Annotated in this window: 12 protein-coding genes and 3 pseudogenes; 11 read left to right on the top strand and 4 right to left on the bottom strand. The window is 71.6% G+C overall.

Translation table 11 applies throughout. From position 1 onward, the window contains the following. A complete protein-coding gene (gene tpg, locus ACZ3KJ_RS24900; protein ID WP_467530161.1) occupies nt 1–555 on the top strand; it encodes a telomere-protecting terminal protein Tpg in 555 nt (184 codons plus the stop codon). A 438-nt stretch (nt 556–993) separates the two neighbouring features. On the opposite strand, the gene ACZ3KJ_RS24905 is transcribed toward tpg, so the two are convergent. Continuing rightward, the gene (locus ACZ3KJ_RS24905) at nt 994–1,887 is read right to left on the bottom strand and encodes a LysR family transcriptional regulator (RefSeq protein WP_467530162.1); all 894 of its coding nucleotides are present in this window, start codon (nt 1,885–1,887) and stop codon (nt 994–996) included. A 99-nt stretch (nt 1,888–1,986) separates the two neighbouring features. On the opposite strand from ACZ3KJ_RS24905, the gene ACZ3KJ_RS24910 reads away from it, so the two are divergent. Continuing rightward, nucleotides 1,987–3,075 carry an alcohol dehydrogenase catalytic domain-containing protein gene (locus ACZ3KJ_RS24910; protein ID WP_467530163.1) on the top strand — a complete coding sequence of 363 codons (1,089 nt, stop codon included), beginning with the start codon at nt 1,987–1,989 and terminating at the stop codon, nt 3,073–3,075. 710 nt (nt 3,076–3,785) lie between these two features. Here ACZ3KJ_RS24910 and ACZ3KJ_RS24915 read toward each other — a convergent pair. After that, nucleotides 3,786–4,512, bottom strand: a pseudogene (locus ACZ3KJ_RS24915) (maleylpyruvate isomerase family mycothiol-dependent enzyme). 37 nt (nt 4,513–4,549) lie between these two features. Here ACZ3KJ_RS24915 and ACZ3KJ_RS24920 point away from each other — a divergent pair. From ACZ3KJ_RS24920 to ACZ3KJ_RS24930, 3 genes and pseudogenes are all read left to right on the top strand, one after another. Next, a pseudogene (locus tag ACZ3KJ_RS24920) lies at nt 4,550–4,729 on the top strand (transposase); the annotation flags it as partial. Nucleotides 4,730–4,856: 127 nt separating this feature from the next. Then, a pseudogene (locus ACZ3KJ_RS24925) lies at nt 4,857–5,054 on the top strand (alpha-L-rhamnosidase C-terminal domain-containing protein); the annotation flags it as partial. A 27-nt stretch (nt 5,055–5,081) separates the two neighbouring features. Further along, complete coding sequence (locus ACZ3KJ_RS24930; RefSeq protein WP_467530165.1) at nt 5,082–5,384, top strand: hypothetical protein; 303 nt, start codon at nt 5,082–5,084, stop codon at nt 5,382–5,384. A 264-nt stretch (nt 5,385–5,648) separates the two neighbouring features. Here ACZ3KJ_RS24930 and ACZ3KJ_RS24935 read toward each other — a convergent pair whose 3' ends face one another. Then, nucleotides 5,649–6,686: a LacI family DNA-binding transcriptional regulator gene (locus ACZ3KJ_RS24935; protein WP_467530166.1), complete on the bottom strand. Its 1,038-nt coding sequence runs from the start codon at nt 6,684–6,686 to the stop codon at nt 5,649–5,651. Nucleotides 6,687–7,280: 594 nt separating this feature from the next. Between ACZ3KJ_RS24935 and ACZ3KJ_RS24940 the strand changes: the two genes are divergently transcribed. From ACZ3KJ_RS24940 to ACZ3KJ_RS24960, 5 genes are read left to right on the top strand one after another with little or no spacing between them, the layout of a single operon-like run. Continuing rightward, entirely contained in the window at nt 7,281–8,225 is a 945-nt protein-coding gene (locus ACZ3KJ_RS24940; RefSeq protein WP_467530167.1) for a carbohydrate ABC transporter permease, read from the top strand. Continuing rightward, a complete protein-coding gene (locus ACZ3KJ_RS24945) occupies nt 8,215–9,132 on the top strand; it encodes a carbohydrate ABC transporter permease (protein WP_467530169.1) in 918 nt (305 codons plus the stop codon). Before ACZ3KJ_RS24940 ends, ACZ3KJ_RS24945 begins: the two co-directional genes overlap by 11 nt. A 33-nt stretch (nt 9,133–9,165) precedes the next feature. Next, nucleotides 9,166–10,491: an ABC transporter substrate-binding protein gene (locus ACZ3KJ_RS24950; protein WP_467530170.1), complete on the top strand. Its 1,326-nt coding sequence runs from the start codon at nt 9,166–9,168 to the stop codon at nt 10,489–10,491. Nucleotides 10,492–10,531: 40 nt separating this feature from the next. Then, on the top strand, nt 10,532–11,962 hold the full coding sequence (locus tag ACZ3KJ_RS24955; protein WP_467530172.1) for a Gfo/Idh/MocA family protein: 1,431 nt from the start codon (nt 10,532–10,534) through the stop codon (nt 11,960–11,962). 47 nt (nt 11,963–12,009) lie between these two features. After that, nucleotides 12,010–13,980, top strand: coding sequence for a right-handed parallel beta-helix repeat-containing protein (locus tag ACZ3KJ_RS24960; RefSeq protein ID WP_467530173.1), 1,971 nt, complete (start codon nt 12,010–12,012; stop codon nt 13,978–13,980). Between the two features lie 252 nt (nt 13,981–14,232). Here the strand turns inward: ACZ3KJ_RS24960 and ACZ3KJ_RS24965 are convergent, their stop codons facing one another. Further along, nucleotides 14,233–16,290 (bottom strand): beta-galactosidase, encoded by a 2,058-nt coding sequence (locus ACZ3KJ_RS24965; RefSeq protein WP_467530174.1) that lies wholly within the window; start codon nt 16,288–16,290, stop codon nt 14,233–14,235. A 56-nt stretch (nt 16,291–16,346) separates the two neighbouring features. Between ACZ3KJ_RS24965 and ACZ3KJ_RS24970 the strand changes: the two genes are divergently transcribed. Further along, a complete protein-coding gene (locus ACZ3KJ_RS24970; RefSeq protein ID WP_467530176.1) occupies nt 16,347–16,523 on the top strand; it encodes a PfkB family carbohydrate kinase in 177 nt (58 codons plus the stop codon). Nucleotides 16,524–16,879 lie beyond the last annotated feature (356 nt).

Consider the following 16,879-nt stretch of genomic DNA (forward strand, 5'->3'; position numbering starts at 1 on the left):
GTGGAGATCCACGACGCCATCGAGCGGGCCGACCGGGAGGGCTTCACCCGCGAGCCACCCAAGACCCTCAAGGGCCAGATCGGCTACCTGCTCAAGCAGTTGGGCAGCGCGAAGGCCGTTGCGCAGGAGATCGGTGTCACCGCTGACTCCGTCAACCGCTACCGGCGCGGCGCCCGCAAGCACGCCCGCGCCGATGTCGCCGCGAAGATCGACGACGCAGTACGGCAGCGGTGGCAGCCGCAGGTGCGCAAGCGCCGGCAGCGCCAGGCCGCCACCACGGGCGGGATCACCGTGGAGACGAGGGCCCGGTTCGGCTACACCGCGCCGGTCGGCACGACTGATGACGGACGGTTCCGGCGACTCACCGTGCACCTCCCTCCGGAGTACGCCCGCCGTCTGTTCGAGGCCCGTGATGCCGGTGCCAGCGACCGGCAGATGCGTGGGATCATCGCCGAAGGGTTCAAGGACGTCTATTTCCAGGACGGCGGCGGTCGCGCCATGGGACTGTCGGACGTGGAAATCAATGACATCGACTACCTGGATATCGAATACTGATCAGGAGTGAACGCCTGATCCCTGAAGTTCCGCTGAGCCGAAGCACGATAGCTGTCACCAAGGCAGCGTGTCGTCACCAGGACCCTCAGCCGGAATGCACCGGGCTGGTGCGACTGAGCGACCAAGGTTGCCGGTGAGCTGCGAGTCGGCCGTTTGAGCGTTCCGATTCTTCGGCTTCGGGACAGGCGGTTTCGAGCCGCTGCGCCTTGTAGGGCAGTGGTCCGGATTCCCCTCGACCTGTCCACGCAACTGCTCAGGCGAAGCCGCGGGCAGCGTGGAGCACCTGGAGTTCGCTGTAGCAGCTCGCCCCAGGCCGCGAGCCCGGACCAGCTCGCTCGCGTATCCGCAGGTCGGACCGGCATGCACGTGATGCCAAGCTGTGACGGCGGCGGAGACAGGCGTCAGTACCGCGAAGAACAGGCCGGCGGTGGCGGCGGTTCAGACGGTCGCAGTGATCGCTCGGGTGACGGCCGTGATCGCCGGAGTGGGGTGGCCGCCGAGGCGTGCCACGAGCACACGACGGATCTCGGAAGGTGCGCCGTCGACGCGCAGCAGGCTTACCCCCGGCGGCAGTACCGGTGAGAGGGGGGAGGGCACTGTGGTCACGCCGAAGCCGCCGGCGACCAGATGGAGTTTGGTCAGCCAGTCGCGCGCGGAGTGGATGATGCGCGGCCGTCCGGGCAGGCCGGGCCAGACGCCGAGCAGCGGCTCACCGCCTGATGACGGGGTGGCGATCCAAGCGGCCTCGACCAGCTCGTCGACGTGCACCGTGGTGCGCCCGGCGAACTCTCCGGTCGAAGGCACCGCCACGACCAGTTCGGTGTCCGCGACGGCCTCGAGGTGCAGACGCGGCGAGTCGCCGTCGAAGGGCCGGTGGGGTGGGCGGGATGTCAGCACGGCGAGGTCGAGCGAGCCCGCGCGCAGCGCCCGGATCAGGATGGGCGTGGTGCCCTCGCGGGTGGTGACCGTGATCTGCGGGTCGGCCGCCGCGAGGTGTGCGAGTGCGGCGGGCAGGATCGCCGAACCCGCGCTCAGGACTGCCCCGAGCCGTACAAGTTCGGTCCGTGGAACGGTCCCGGTGAGCTCACGCTCGGCCGCCGCGAGCGAGGCGAGGACCGTGTGGGCGTGCCGCAGCAGGGTCAAGCCGGCGGGAGTGAGCCGTACCCCGTCCGGGTGGCGTTCGAACAGGGTGGTACCGACGCTGCGTTCGAGGGCGGCGGCCTGGCGGGAGACGGCCGACTGCGTGTATCCGAGCCGGGCAGCTGCCGCGGTGAAGCTGCCGGACTCGGCGATCTGCCGCAGGACCCGCAGTCCCGCGCTGGAGATGTCCATGCGGGATACGCATACCACAGATGCCAGATCCTCGCTTCCTGCATGCTGGTCCCGCTTCTAGTGTCGATCTCAAGAGCACGGACACACGGAGGTCATCACGTGCGAGCAGCAGTTCTGACGCGGTTCGGCGCCCCACTCGCGGTGCGGGAGGTACCGGACCCCGAGGCCGGGAGCGGTGAGGTGGTGGTCGAGGTCCTCGCCGCCAACGTGGCGCCCTACGCGGCCGAAGTCTTCAGCGGCAAGCGGAAGTACCCCCTTGTCCCCCCTGTCGTACCCGGTGTCGGAGCGGTGGGGCGGATCCTCCACGTCGGCCCGGACGCCACCCGGCTGAAGGCCGGCGACCTGGTGTGGTGCGACTCGACGGTGCGCTCGCGGGACGATGCCCTGACGCCCGACATCACGCTCCAGGGCTGGAGTTCGCGTGGCGAGGGCGGTGCGCGGCTCGCCGAGTACCTGCACGACGGCGCGTTCGCCGAGCGCATGCGGGTCCCGACAGAGAACGTCTTCCCGCTGCCCGCCGCGGTCGGGGAGGATCCGGCCCGCTGGGCCGCGCTCACCGTGCACACCATCTCCTACGGCGGGCTGCTGGCAGGCGAGTTCGCGGCCGGCGAGACGCTGCTCGTCAGCGGGGCCACCGGCAACCTCGGCAGCAGCGCGGTCGCGGTCGCGTTCGCGATGGGCGCGGGCCGCGTGGTCGCCCCCGGCCGCAACAAGGCCGCGCTCGACCTGCTCGCCGACCGGTTCGGTCCGCGTCTGCGCCCGGTCCCGCTGACCGGGGACGAGGCCACCGACCGCGCGGCGATGTCCGCGGCGGCCGACAGCCCGATCGACATGGTGATCGACCTGCTCCCGCCGAGCGCACCCAGCTCGGCCTCGCGTGCGGCGGCCATGACCGTGCGCGAGTACGGCCGCGTCGTCCTCATGGGCGGCGTCGGCATGCTCGGTGGCGACGACCTCGCCCTCCCGTACCCATGGATCATGCGCAACTCGATCACCGTGCGCGGGCAGTGGATGTACCCGCGCCCAGCCAATGTCGGCATCATCCGGCTCCTCGCCTCGGGCACTCTGGATCTCACCCCCGAACGGGTCCGGCCGTTCGGCCTCGATGCCGTCAATGACGCCATCACGTACGCCGCCGCGCACGGTGGCCCGTTCGACCGCACCAGCCTCACCCCGTCAGCCGGTTGATACGGCCCACTGATCCACACCACTCGCACGACCCGCCACCCTGACGGGCACAGGCAGCCATACTGCTGCTGTCTGACGTGCGCGATGCCGATGGGGGCAGGCCCCGTAGGCCAGCTCGGGCCTCTACCGCTTCGGCCGCGCTACGAACCCGCCGTTCAGGACCCCCCGCTTCCTTCGGCCCGGCGGCTCGGTCTCCAGTTGCGGCCCCTCGAATCCGGACGCGGCCGCGCATTCGGCCCGCAACGTCCCGTCCTCCAGCACCGTGGTGTTCCAGTAGTGCCGGGAGTCGGCGATGGCCGGGATCGGTGCTCGGCGTGACCTCGTGCAGGTTCGTGCGGGTGGCGGGTGGGGACGTCGGTGCCGATGTCGAGGATCGAACGGGCTCCGTGCCCCGCGTTCGTACTGGGCGGGACGGTCACCGTGGTGGCGGCCGGGAGCGGACAACTATCGTGGGCTCATCCGCCTTGTGCCGGGCGCTGTGCCCGGGCGGGGGTGGACGCGGATTGTCTGGCGGCCCCAGGGCCTGGTCCCGGCGCGGCTCCGGTCACGGCGCAGTCGCAGCCCTGGCTCCGGCCCCGGTCGCGGCTTCGGTGTGGTGCGGTGTCGGTCCCGGTGCCTGGTGGTGCGGCCGGCTGCCGCCTTGCCGTGCGGCTGTCGCCCGCACGGGGGCGTCGGATCGAGAGGAGGCCTTCGCCGGCGGTATCGACTGGCTACTCCTCGGGCTCCCAGGCGATCAGTTGCTCGAACACCTGCTGGTCGCCCTCGATCGTCAGGTCGCTCAGCGTGAGGCGGCCCCAGACGAAGAGGAGCAGCTGCTCGGCCGTGCCCGTGGCCGAGGCGGAGGCGGGCGCGGCGTCGTCCGTGAGGGGTGCGGGCCAGGCGCCGGTGCCGTCCAGCGCGAGGAGCCAGGAGTGGCCCTCGGTGGCGTGGTAGTGGATGGTGGCGGCCTCGTGCGGCCAGGGCGCCGGGGTGGAGTTGCAGGTGTCGAGGAACTCGGCCACGCCGTCGATCGCCGCGTCCGCCGGCATCGGCTGCACGGCGCCTGCGGCGAGCTGGGCGTCGTAGGTGTGCACCAGCACCTCGTGCACCCGGCGCCGGGCAACGCCCATTCGCCGGCGACACGCCGGCGCCCCACCACGCCCAGCACTCGCGCTCCGGGCCGGCCTCGCGCAGCGCACGCAGCAGCAGCTCGTTCGACTCGGCGTACCAGGCCAGCAGCGCGTCGAGCTCGCGCGGCACCTCTGCGGCATCCTTGGCCGGCGGAGCCTCGGCCGGGCCCGCGGCGACGATCGCGGCCCACCAGCGCCGGCCCGTACCCAGGTGCTGCACCAGATCGAACAACGTCCACTCGGGGCAGGACGGCACCGGCGCGTCAAGGCCGGGCGTGGAGGCAACCGCACTCCGGAACGCGGCCGACCGCTCGTCGATCAGTTGCAGCAGGGCGGAGTACTCAAGACTCTCTGGGTCCTCCGTGATGGTGCTGGACGACCTGTGGGGGAGGATCGGGCCGCTGCTGCCGGTCAGGCAGCGGCGTCCGCGCCGTCCCGGCCGGCTGCCACTGGACGACCGTGGTTGCCTGCCGGGCATCCTGTTCGTGCTGCCCACCGGGACCCAGTGGGAGTGGCTGCCGCAGGAGCTCGGCTTCGGGTCCGGGATGACGTGCTGGCGCCGGCTGCGGGACCGGCACGCGGCCGGGGTGTGGGACCGGCTGCACCAGGTGCTGCCGACCGAGCTGCACCCTGCCGGGAAGCTGGACCGGTCGCGGGCGGTGATCGACGGCTCTGCCCGCGCTCCCAGGACGGTCCGCGGTCCGGGCCCGGCCGGTCCCGCTCCCGGGCCTCGACGAGGGGAGCGCCGCCGTCGACACGCCGTACGGCAGGGCGGAGAGCGCCTGGCACCGCGAAGGGGGGGCGCTGCGCCTGGAAGTCGTCCTCCCGCCCAACACGCGGGGCACCGTCGAGTTCCCGGACGGCTCGGCCGCCGTCGCGGTCGCCGCCGGCCGGCACGTGTTCACCTGTGCCCTCGCCGAGGACCGCGCGCCTGCCCCGGTCGACCGGGAGACGACCGACCTGGCCTCGCTCATCGACGACGAACGCGCCTACGAGGTGTTCGGCGAGGCGGTCCGGTCGGTGGACGCGTCGCTGGCGGCACACCTCCTGGAGCACACCCGCTGGCGCCCGCGCGAGTACCTCTCCGCGGCCCTGATGTTCTGCCCGCCGGCCATCTGGTCCGCGGTCGACAAGGCGTTCGCCGAGCTGAACGCGGAGCGGGCGAAGCTTCCGGCCGCAGAGCCGTCGGCGGGCTCGTAGCGCCGGACGCGTGACCGGCGGGAAGGCAAGGGGCGTCGTCGCGGGTCGGCGACGCTCTCGCCGGCTGCCTGACCAGAGGGCCTCCAGGGGTCGGCGTGGACGCGAGCCCCGGACGCCGAACACTCGGGAGGCCCGGGTGCCCCGCCGGCCGGCGACCGGGCGGCCCCGCCCGGACCGGCGCGGCGCGTGCTCGACGACGGTACCGGCCCCTACCGCTTCGTACGAGCCCCGGTCACGGTGCCTCGTCCCGGGTGTCCGAAGGGCTCACGGAGTCTGTTCGTCCCGGCAGTCGACCCCGCCCGGCGGAGCCGTCGACTCGCGCCAGACGACTCGTGTGAGCAGGGAGCGGTCCTCGGGTGGCGGGGCGCCGTTCAGGGCGGCGAGGAGACGCTGCACGGCGCGCCTGCCCAGCCGCTCGTGGTCGACGGCGACCGTGGTCAGTGTCGGCATCATCTCCGCGCCCAGGGGATTGTTGTCCCACCCGGTGATGCTGAGGTCGTGCGGCACCCGCCACCCGCGCTTCAGGGCGCCGCGCAGGGCCCCGGTCGCCAGCAGGTCGTTGGCGGCGATCACGGCCGTGACACCGCTGTCGGCGGGGAGTTCGAGTATCGCCCGGCGGGCGCGCGCGGCCAGCCAGTCGCAGTCGATCACTCCGTGGGACTCGAGGCCCAGGCGCTGCACGGTTTCCAGGTAGACCTGTTTGCGGGCCCGGGCCGATGTGTGGGAGTAGTCGCCGGCCAGGTGCAGGAACCTCCGGTGCCCCTGTTCGGCCAGGCGCTCGATGATCTCGCCCGCCGTGGTGGCGTCGGCCAGTTCCCCGATGCTGCGCATCCGGTCGTCGTAGTCGGGGGAGACGACGATGACGGTGCCGCCCGAGGTCGCCCGGTGGGGGAGCCTGGGCAGGGGAGTGAGCGAGAGGATGCCCTCGAAGACACCGTAGTCGGCCAGTTCGAGCACGCGCTGCCCGTGTGACTCCATGGGGGCGCCGAGGATCACGACCTCCACGGAGTACCCGGCCTCGCGGGCGGCGCTGGTGGCGCCCGCGAGCATCTCCAGCGAGCTGATGGCGGTACCGGAGGGCATGAGCAGTGCCAGGCGGCCGGTCTTGCGGTTGCGCATGGCGCGGGCGGCGAGGTTGGGGCGGTACTCCAACTGTGCGATGGCCTGCCGGATGCTCTCGCGCATGGCGTCGTTGATGGAGGTGTCGGCGCGGAGATAGCGCGAGACGGTCTGGTGGGACACGCCCGCCAGACGTGCGACGTCCCTGATCGTCGGCCGTCGCGTCGGCGCTTCGCTCGTCATACGTGCCCCCCCTCCTCAGCCGCCGCGGGATCTGCTGGCCGGCCGTCCACTTGCGCGTGTACGGGCGCAGCGCGCGGTTTCCACAGCCTGAGGCTACCAAGAGCTGCGGCTGTCGTCCGGCTCCGAGTCATCGGTCACCGTGACCGGTCGGCTGCCGTGCGCGGAAGCCGATAGGTGATCGTTCACTCGACACGGGGCTGTGGCACGCGATTCATCTAAGCCCTTTATTGCGCGGGGTGTTGACGCGGTACTCGGTCGAGCCTACGGTCTCCCAACGAATCAGAGTGACCGTTCACTCAGGGAAGGACCGCCGCCCATGAGGAGGGAGCCCCGCCTCAAGGGGGGCTCGTGTCACGACTACAGCGGCACCAGGACACCAGCCGGCATCGGGAAGCCGGCCCGGGCCGGCGTGCCGACGCATGCCCCACCCCTCCGCAGTCCGTCAGCCGGACGAGCCTGCCCATCCGAAGGGACCAGAGCCGTGAAAGGCCCCGCTGCACCGAGCGCGCCACCCCCGCCCGCCGGGCGTGCGCACCCCCCGTGGCCGAGCTCCACCCCACCGCGTCGAGCCGTGGCCGCGACGGGGGACAGCCGATGAGCATCGCGGAACTGCGACGCGTCACCTCTCCGCGTACGCGAGGCACCGCCCGATCCGGCTCCCGCGCGGACGAGCGGGACAACAAGGCGGCGCTCATCTTCCTTCTGCCGTGGCTGGTGGGCCTGTTGGGCCTCACCCTCGGCCCGATGCTGGTCTCGCTGTACCTGTCCTTCACGGACTACAACCTGCTTCAGCCCGCGCACTTCACGGGCCTGGACAACGTGGTGCACATGCTGCACGACGCCCGGCTGCACCAGTCCCTGAAGGTCACCTTCGCCTATGTGGTCTTCGGGGTGCCCCTCCAGCTCGCCGTCGCGCTCGGTCTGGCGTTGCTGCTCGACCGCGGAATGCGCGGCCTCGCGTTCTACCGTTCGGCCCTCTATCTGCCCAGCCTGCTGGGCGGCAGCGTGGCGATCGCGGTGCTGTGGCGGACCATCTTCGGTGACGAGGGCCTGGTCAACGACGTGCTCGGGATCTTCGGCGTCGCCTCGCGCAGTTGGGTCGGCGACCCGGACACCGCGCTGGGCACCGTGATCCTGCTGCACGTGTGGACCTTCGGCTCGCCCATGGTGATCTTCCTGGCGGGGTTGCGGCAGATCCCGCGCGAGTACTACGAGGCCGCCGCCACCGACGGGGCCGGTGTCCGGCGGCAGTTCCGGTCCATCACGCTGCCGCTGCTCACACCGATGATCTTCTTCAACCTGGTGCTCGGCATCATCGGCGCCTTCCAGTCCTTCACCCAGGCCTTCGTCGTCTCCGGCGGCACGGGCGGCCCCACCGACTCCACGCTCTTCTCCACGCTCTACCTCTACCAGGAGGGCTTCGGCTCCTTCCGGATGGGCTACGCCTCCGCGCTCGCCTGGCTGCTGCTGATCATCGTGGCCGCCTTCACCGCCATCAACTTCTGGGCCTCCAGGTACTGGGTGTTCTATGACGACTGACCAGCTCGCCGCCGAGTCCGCCCAGCCGGCGCGCCCGTACGCGGTGCCTCCCCCAGCCGTCCCCGAACGGTCCCGCCCGCGCCCGCGCCTGTCACGGATCGTCCGGCACGCCGTCTTCACCGCGATGGTGGTCGTCGCCCTGTACCCCGTCCTGTGGATGGTGGTCAGCTCCCTGCGGCCGGACGGCAAGATCTTCACCCACTCCGGGATCCTCCTGGACACCTTCGCCGCCGAGAACTACACCAAGGGCTGGAGCGCCCTCGCCCACCCCTTCAGCACCTACCTGATCAACTCGGCGATCGTCGTGCTCGGTGCCGTGATCGGCAACCTGATCGGCTGCTCGATGACCGCCTACGCCTTCGCGCGCCTCAGCTTCCGGTTCAAGAGGACCGCGTTCGCCGTCATGCTGATCACGATCATGCTGCCGATCCACGTGCTGATCGTGCCGCAGTACGTGCTCTTCGCCCAACTCGGCTGGATCAACACGTTCCTGCCCCTCATCGTGCCCAAATTCCTCGCCACGGACGGGTTCTTCGTCTTCCTGATGGTGCAGTTCATCCGCGGACTGCCGCGCGAGCTGGACGAGGCCGCCCGCCTCGACGGCGCCGGCCACCCCCGGATCTTCCTGCGCATCATCCTCCCGCTCATGGCCCCGGCCCTCGCCACCACGGCGATCTTCACGTTCATCTGGACGTGGAGCGACTTCTTCTCCCAGCTCATCTTCCTGACCGACCCAGGCAAGTACACCGTCCCGGTGGCCCTGCGGTCCTTCATCGACGCCCAGGCGGACTCGTCCTACGGATCACTGTTCGCGATGAGCACCCTGTCCCTCGTCCCCGTGCTGCTGGCCTTCACCTTCGGCCAGCGCTACCTCATCCGCGGCATCGCCACGACCGGCGGCAAGTGAGCGACGCCCACTCCTCCTCACGAAAGGAATGACATGCTGCTCAAGCGCGGCACCCGCCGCAGGTCCGTCACGCTCCTTCTCGCCGCGGCCCTCACCGCCGTGTCCCTGACCGGCTGCGCGGTGGGCAGGGAGACCGGTGCCGACCGGCTCAGCGAGGCGTCCGTCACCATCCGCCTGGACTGGTGGGGCGCCGAGGAACGCCAGAAGAAGACGGCCGCCGCCGTCCGCCTCTTCGAGCAGAGGCACCCCACCATCCAGGTCGACATGGAGTTCTCCGACTGGACGGGCTACTGGGACCGGCTGGCCACCATGAGCGCCGCCGGCAGCTCGCCCGACGTGATCCAGATGGACGGGCTCTACCTGTCGTCGTACGCGGACCGCGGGGCGCTGCTGGACCTGGACCGGTCCAAGTTCATCGACCGGGACCGGCTGTCCCGCGAGGTGCTCGACACCGGCCGCTACAAGGGATCGCTCTACGGCATCCCGAGCACGGTCACCGTTGTCGGCCTCGCCGTGAACACCACGGTCCTCGACCGGCTCGGGCTCACACTGCCCGACACGAAGTCATGGACGTGGAAGGAGTACGAGAACTTCGCCGCCGAGGTGACTCGGGCCTCCGGCGGAAAGGTCGCCGGGACCCTGCCGCTGACCGGCTCGGCGGCGCTCGACCTCTTCGCCCGGCAGCGCGGTGACCACCTGTTCAGCAAGGACGGGCACATCGTGCTCGAGCCCGAGACGCTGACGGCGTTCTGGAACGCGACCGACCGGCTCATCGAGGCCAAGGCCACGCCGAGCCGGTCCCAGCTCGCCGACGCGGCCGCGCTGCCCCTGGACCAGTCGCCGCTGTCGACCGGCAAGGCGGCGATGTCGGTGATCTTCGCCAACCAGCTGTCCGCGTACGCCGCGGCGAGCGGCGGCGACACGTTCACCCTGGTCGACCCGCCCGCCGACCAGGACGCGGCCCCCGACAGCCAGTTCGTCAAGTCGTCGCAGTACTGGTCGATCTCGGCCCAGACCCAGCATCCGGCGGAGTCCGCCCTGCTGGTGAACTTCCTGACCGGCGACCGGGAGGCGGCGAAGATCCTCGGCGTCGAGCGGGGCCTCCCGGCGGTTTCGGCCCTGCGTTCCGAGATCCGAGGGTCCCTGACCCCCGAGGACCGCGGCGCGGCAGCGTTCGTCGAGTCCGTCGAGAAGGGGCCCGTCGGCTCCGCCCCGGCGGTCGCCCCCAGCGGCGCCAGCGACGTCGAAACCGTCCTGACCCGCTACGGCCAAGAGGTCATGTTCGGCCGGAGCGACGCCGAATCCGCGGCGAAGGCCTTCCTCAAAGAGGTCTCGGACAAGATCTATTCCGCCGGCTGAGCACGCTCGGCCGCCTCCCTGACTGGAGTCACGCACACTGATGGGTTCCCTCTCGTCGGCACCTGCCACCCCCGCCCACCCCACGACCGGCCCCGCCCCGCGCCGCTACGCCGTCCACGGCACCGGCCACCGCGCCTCGATGTACGTCGACGCGATGCTGGACGACTTCCCCGACCTGGCCGAGCCCGTCGCCTGGTGCGACCCCAACGACCGGCGCATGGCCCACTACACCGCCCGGGCCCGCCTCGCGGGCAGGACGCCCGCCCACTACCGCCCCGAACAGCTGGAGGCGATGCTCCGCGAGGAACGCGTGGACGTCCTGATCGTCTGCTCACCCGACCACACCCATGCCGACGCGGTGTGCACGGCCCTGCGCGCCGGCGTCGACGTCGTCTGTGAGAAGCCCCTGACCACGGACGCGGAGGGGCTGCGCCGTATCGAGGAGGCGGCGAGCGCTTCCGACGCCCGCCTGACCGTCACCTTCAACTACCGCTATTCACCGCGCAACGCGGCCCTCAAGCAGATCATCGCCGACGGCACCATCGGCACCGTGCTGTCCGTGCACTTCGAGTGGCTCCTCGACACGGTGCACGGAGCCGACTACTTCCGCCGTTGGCACCGGAACAAGGACGCCTCCGGCGGCCTCGCCGTGCACAAGGCCACCCACCACTTCGACCTGGTCAACTGGTGGCTGGACGACGCGCCCGAGACGGTCCACGCGCTGGGCGGCCTGCGGTTCTACGGCGAGCGCGGGGCCGGACGCCCCCGCGGAACACGCCCCGCCCTCGGCCGTCACGCCGCGGCCGACGACCCCTACGGATTCGACATGTCCGGCGACGACCACCTGCGCGGCCTCTATCTGGACGCGGAGGCGGAGGACGGATACCTGCGTGACCGGGACGTCTTCGACGAGGGCATCGACATCGAGGACACCCTCAACGTCCTCGTCGGCTACCGCGGCGGCGCCGCCATGACCTACGCGCTGACCGCGCACAGCCCCTGGGAGGGCTACCGCGTCAGTGTCAACGGAACGCGCGGCCGTGCCGAACTCGATGTGGTGGAACGGGCCCACGTCGCCTCCGGTGCGGCCACGCACCTCCTGGCCTGGCGCGCCGAGGACCCGGCCGAGGTGCCGCGGATTGGCTCACCGCGCCCCGCGGTCGACCCCAGCGTCGCCCCCGGCACCCAGGGCGCCGGGAGCGGTGCGCGCGCGAACGGCAGCCGCCTCGTCGTGCAGCGGCACTGGGACGTCGCCCGGGAGATCGCCGTCGTGGAGCACGACGGTGGCCACGGCGGAGGCGACAGACTCCTCCTCGCCGACATCTTCCGCGGCCCCGGCACGGATCCGCTGCACCGGCAGGCCGCCTACCGCGACGGGCTGCACAGCGTCGCCGTCGGCATCGCCGTGAACCACAGCCTGCGCACCGGGCACCCCGTGCGCATCACCGATCTGGGCCTGGACCGGCGATGAGGCCCACTCTCCAGCAGGCCGCCGGCGAAAAGAGGGGAACAGCAGTCATGACGAGACCAAGGCGCTGGACGACGCGCCTCCTCCTACCGGCCGCCGGTGTGGCGATGGTCATCGCCGCAGGGCCCGAGGCATCGGCGCAGACACCGCCGAAGACACCGGAACCGGCCTCCTTCTCCGGATACACCGACAAGGGCGCCCTCGAGGCCGAAGGCCGGGAGATCGTCGAGAACGGCGTTCTTCCCGTCGAGAAGGGTGCGGCTCCGACGAGCCGCCGGGGCTCCACGTACTACGTGGACTCCGCCGGCGGGAACGATGCCGCCAACGGCAGATCGCCGGCGACCGCATGGAAGACGTTCGCAAACGTCAACGCCAAGAGGTTCCGTCCCGGTGACCGGATCCTGCTCAAGGCGGGCAGCTCGTGGTCGGCCGAGGGCGACGAGGTCGCCAAGGAGGCCTACGACTACACCCGGTGGACGGACGGCGAGCCCACGGACGTCGTCGGCCCCGACCCGACCGCACTCCTCGCGCCGAAGGGATCCGGTGCGGCCGGCCGGCCCATCGTCCTGTCGAGCTACGGCCAGGGCGCCGCCCCCGAGCTCAACGGCCGCGGCGTCGTCAACGACGTGCTGCAACTGACCAACCAGTCACACTGGGACATCTCGAACATCGAGATCAGCAACGTGACCGACGGCTTCGACCCGTCGACGTTCGAACCCGGCGCGAACGAAGGCAAGCTGCCCGGTGAGGAGAACCCGAAGACCGGCGACCTGCGCGGCATCCACGTGCAGGCGGAGAACGCCGGGACGCTCACGGGCTACTCCCTTCACGACGTCTTCGTCCACGACGTCGGCGGTGTCATGTGGTCGATCGGCAACAGTGGCCTCGACCGCTCGAAACGCACCGGCGGCATCCTCTTCGAAGGACTCAAGGGCGACGCGCACACGGTCTCGCAGCTCTCCGACATCACGGTGCGGGACAACGTCATCGCCAACACCGCCTTCGCGAACGTCGCCTTCAAGCAGTTCTCCGGCATGGGCACGAACCGCTACAAGGACGTCGAACCCGGCTGGGGCGACCGTGCGGCGGGCAAGGCCGCGACCGACGGCACCGTCACCGAGGACCCGGACTGGCGCCCCCACCACGAGATCGAGATCTCGGGGAACTACCTGACCAACCGGGACACCCAGTACGGCTGGGACGCGCTCTACCTGACGAGCGTCCAGCGCGCGACCGTCGAGAACAACCTGATCGACGGTGCGGGGGTCTCGGGCATCGAGATGTACTACGCGGACAACGTCGTCGTCCAGAACAACGAGGTGGCCGAACTGGAGACGCGCGTCAACGCCGCCGACTCCAACGGCATCGATCCGGACCGCGGCGCGACGAACATCCTGGTCCAGGGCAACTACGTGCACGACTCCGGTGAGGGCATCCTGCTGTGCGGCTTCGGCTTCGGCACGGCGGTGGTGCGCTACAACATCATCCAGGACGTCGACAGGAACTACGTCAACCCGCACGGCGACAGCGGCGTGAACGTCATTCACAACAACCTCATGTACAACACGCGACAGCCCCTGAAGGACGACACCGTCGGCTTCTTCGAGTCCTCGGGCAGTGCCGGGACGTACCTGACCGCCAAGAACCCGCACCACGTCCTGAACAACGTGTTCGTCAACGCGCGCACGGACGTCGCCGCGGCCGAGTTCCGGACCGATCACCCCGGTGTCCGCTTCAGCAACAACGCGTACTACGGCCCGCAGGTCGTCGCACCCGACGCGGATGCCAACGGCATCACCGAAGATCCCCAGCTGGGCGGGAATCCGGCCGACGACATCACGAACGCGGCCCCCGTGTCCGGCAGTTCACCGCTGATCTCGGCAGGCATCCCCGTGGACCTGCCCACGATCGCGGCCGGGTTCGACGCGACCGGCATCGCCGACACCAGCCGACTGCCACTCGGCGTCGACTTCTTCGGCTCCCACCTGACCACGCCACCCACCGTGGGGCCGGCCTCGTAACGCCCCACCGCCACCTCGGTACTGGTGATCCGCATCCGGTAGTCGAAACGCGCCCCGCGCATCAGTGCCCGGCCCCGGACCGCCTTCTCGTACGTGGTGACGTCCCCGGGGCCGCGGGTCCACAGGGAGATGCCCACCGCCCCGGACGCGACGGGTGCCGCCGGGGAGGTCGCGCAGGAGGACAGGGCGGGGCCGGCCGGCATTCCGAGGCCGAGTCCGACGGTGGGGCGCAGCAGGACTCTGCGGCCGGGATCAGCCATGGCCGGCTCCGTCCGCGGCGCGTACGGTGGCCCGGTGCACGGGGACCAGGCCGACGTGGTCCACGCAGGCCCGGCCCCGGGCCGCCGCGAGACCGTCGCGCACGGAGGCGTCGACGTACACCTTGCTGTCCCCGGCCAGCGGCAGGACGCGTATCTCGATGCCGTGCTCGACGGCCGCGCCGGCGAAACGGCGCAGGCCGATCTCCCAGTCCGGGCCGTACCAGAAGTGGTCGGCGATCAGCCGGCCGCCGACATAGGCGCGGGCCACGTCACCGGTGTACGCCACCCGCAGCAGTACCTCGCCCTCGCCGGCCAGCGCCGCACGGGGAACCGCCACGCGGTACACGGCCGCCGAGTCGAAGTCCTCGTCGCGCGGGGCCGACGCCCGGTGGTGCGGCCCGCCCGTCCTCGCGGGCGGGACCGTGGCTTCGGCGCGCACACAGGTGAGTGCCGGCGCCGCCGTGCCGTCCGGGAGGGTGAGCGGCCACCTGGTGAAGGCGCCGTCGGCGGCCGGAGTGCCCAGACCGGTGCCGGTGAGCGCGTCCGGCGCGGGCAGGAGGGCCAGGGAGGTGGTGGACCCGGTGGTGTGCAGGCGGAGTTCGTCGCCGTCGGCCAGGACGAGACCGTCGCTCAGGACCAGCCGGTCCTCTCCCAGGACGCGGACCCGGTCGACGGCGAGGGCCTGCTGTTCGTCGAGGACGAGCACGCGCACGTGACCGTCGGGTCCGTGAACGGTGAGCAGGGCGTCCGTGCCCGGCTCCGGCACGGACACCAGGGTGCCGCCCGCGTCCGCCCGCACGTGCGCCGGACCCTCCACGCGCAGGCCCGCGGGCAGGGCGAGTGTCACCGGAACGCCGGCGGTGGCGGCCAGCACCGCCGTGGGGACGCCGTCCACCCGGAGCCGGGTCACGGGCTGGGCGGTGGCCCAGTCCAGGACGATCCCGCGACCGAGGTCGTGACCGATCGGCCAGACGAAATGGGCCCCCGACGGGATGGTCACCGGCCCGTCGGGCAGGGTGACCGCGCGCCCGTCCGCCAGCCGCACGCGGAAGCGGACGCCGTCGTGGCGGGGCAGGGGTTCGTGCGGCTGGTGGTTGTTGACGAACAGGAAGCCGCGCTCGCCGTCCGAGCGGACGGTCCAGCGCAGGGTGGTGCGGTCGTCGAGGCCGTCGGGTCCGGTCCCGGGCGGCGCCGGTTCCATCCGCGCCAGATCCGCACCGCAGTCCCGCAGGAAGAGGTGGTGGGCGCGCAAGGCGTGGTGGAAGGACGGGCGGACCTGCCCGTACTCGCCGAGGGGGGCCTGGAAGTCGTAGGTGACCACAGGGAGGTCGTTGGGGTAACCGGTGTCGTGCGACTCCTGGTTCGGCGTCTTGTGGTCCAGGCGCTGGGAACAGCCGTGGTAGAGGTAATAGCCCTGCCACACCGAGCCGCTGCCCAGTTTGGCCAGGGCCAGCGAGGTGATGTCGGCGGCCGGTACGAGGGGCCTGCGGTGGTAGGCGATGGCCATCCCGCCGCCCAGCTCGCAGGTGGCGTACGGATGGCGGCGGTCGTCCGGACCGGTCCCGGCGGGGGCGTGGGACCTGAGGTCGGCGCCGATGGCGTGGTCGTCGCGGATCGGGGTGAAGAAGTAGTGGCGGCGCATGTGCCGGGCCCAGCCGTCGTGCGCGTCCTCCCAGAACGCCTCCGGGTAGCCGCCGTACAGCGGCAGCAGCACGTCGGCGGGGAGGTCGGCCGCGCCCCAGGCGGTCGCGGTCCACAGCGGTGCCCGCAGGCCCGCCTCCTCGGCCGTCCGCCGCAGCGTCGCCAGGTGGGCGGGCTGGTCGTACAGCTCGTTCTCGATCTGCACGGCGACGACCGGACCGCCCTCGTCGTGGGACAGGCCCCGCAACTCCCGCGCGATCCGGGCGTAGTAGGGGCGGACCAGGTCCAGATAGGCGGGATCGTCGGTGCGCGGCACGCAGCCGGTCTCCGCCAGCCAGTCGGGGAAGCCGCCGTTGCGGCACTCACCGTGCGCCCAGGGGCCGATCCGTGCGACCACCGCCAGTCCCATTTCGCCGCAGAGTCCGACGAAGCGGCGGACGTCGAGCCCGCCGTCGAACCGCCGACGTGCTCACCTTCGGCGAGACCATGCTCGCCGCGCAGTTGCCCGGCCCGCTCGCCGTCGGCGCCGAGGCCCGCACCACCATCGCGGGTGCCGGGTCCACCGTGGCCATCGGTCTGGCCCGGCTGGGTCACCGCGCCGCCTGGGCCGGCCTGGTCGGCGACGACGAACCCGCCGCATGATCCTGCGCACGCTCCGCGGCGAAGGCGTCGACACCACCCACGCCGGCGTCCGCCCCGCGGCACCCACCGGCGGCATGCTCCGCGAGCGGCGCGTCGCCGACCTGGTGCGCGTCCAGTACTGGCGCAGCCACTCGGCCGCCTCCCTGCTCACCCCCTCCGACCTCGCACCCGCCCTGGACACCGGCGCCCGTGTCCCGCACCTGACCGGCATCACCTGCGCCCTCGGCCCCGGTCCGCTCGAGACGGTCCGCGCGGCCGCCGCCCACGCGCACGCCCACGGCTGGACCGTCACCCTCGACGTCGACCACCGCCGGCGGCTCTGGACGGCAGAGGACGCGGGTACGGCGCTGCTGCCG

Source organism: Streptomyces sp. NPDC003248, assembly GCF_055563235.1.

Bases quoted from the DNA above. Each gene is read 5' to 3' on its own strand.
- ACZ3KJ_RS24905 (WP_467530162.1), bottom strand. From the start codon at position 1,887: ATGGACATCTCCAGCGCGGGACTGCGGGTCCTGCGGCAGATCGCCGAG.
- ACZ3KJ_RS24935 (WP_467530166.1), bottom strand. From the start codon at position 6,686: ATGACGAGCGAAGCGCCGACGCGACGGCCGACGATCAGGGACGTCGCA.
- ACZ3KJ_RS24940 (WP_467530167.1), top strand. From the start codon at position 7,281: ATGAGCATCGCGGAACTGCGACGCGTCACCTCTCCGCGTACGCGAGGC.
- ACZ3KJ_RS24945 (WP_467530169.1), top strand. From the start codon at position 8,215: ATGACGACTGACCAGCTCGCCGCCGAGTCCGCCCAGCCGGCGCGCCCG.
- ACZ3KJ_RS24950 (WP_467530170.1), top strand. From the start codon at position 9,166: ATGCTGCTCAAGCGCGGCACCCGCCGCAGGTCCGTCACGCTCCTTCTC.
- ACZ3KJ_RS24955 (WP_467530172.1), top strand. From the start codon at position 10,532: ATGGGTTCCCTCTCGTCGGCACCTGCCACCCCCGCCCACCCCACGACC.
- ACZ3KJ_RS24960 (WP_467530173.1), top strand. From the start codon at position 12,010: ATGACGAGACCAAGGCGCTGGACGACGCGCCTCCTCCTACCGGCCGCC.
- ACZ3KJ_RS24965 (WP_467530174.1), bottom strand. From the start codon at position 16,290: ATGGGACTGGCGGTGGTCGCACGGATCGGCCCCTGGGCGCACGGTGAG.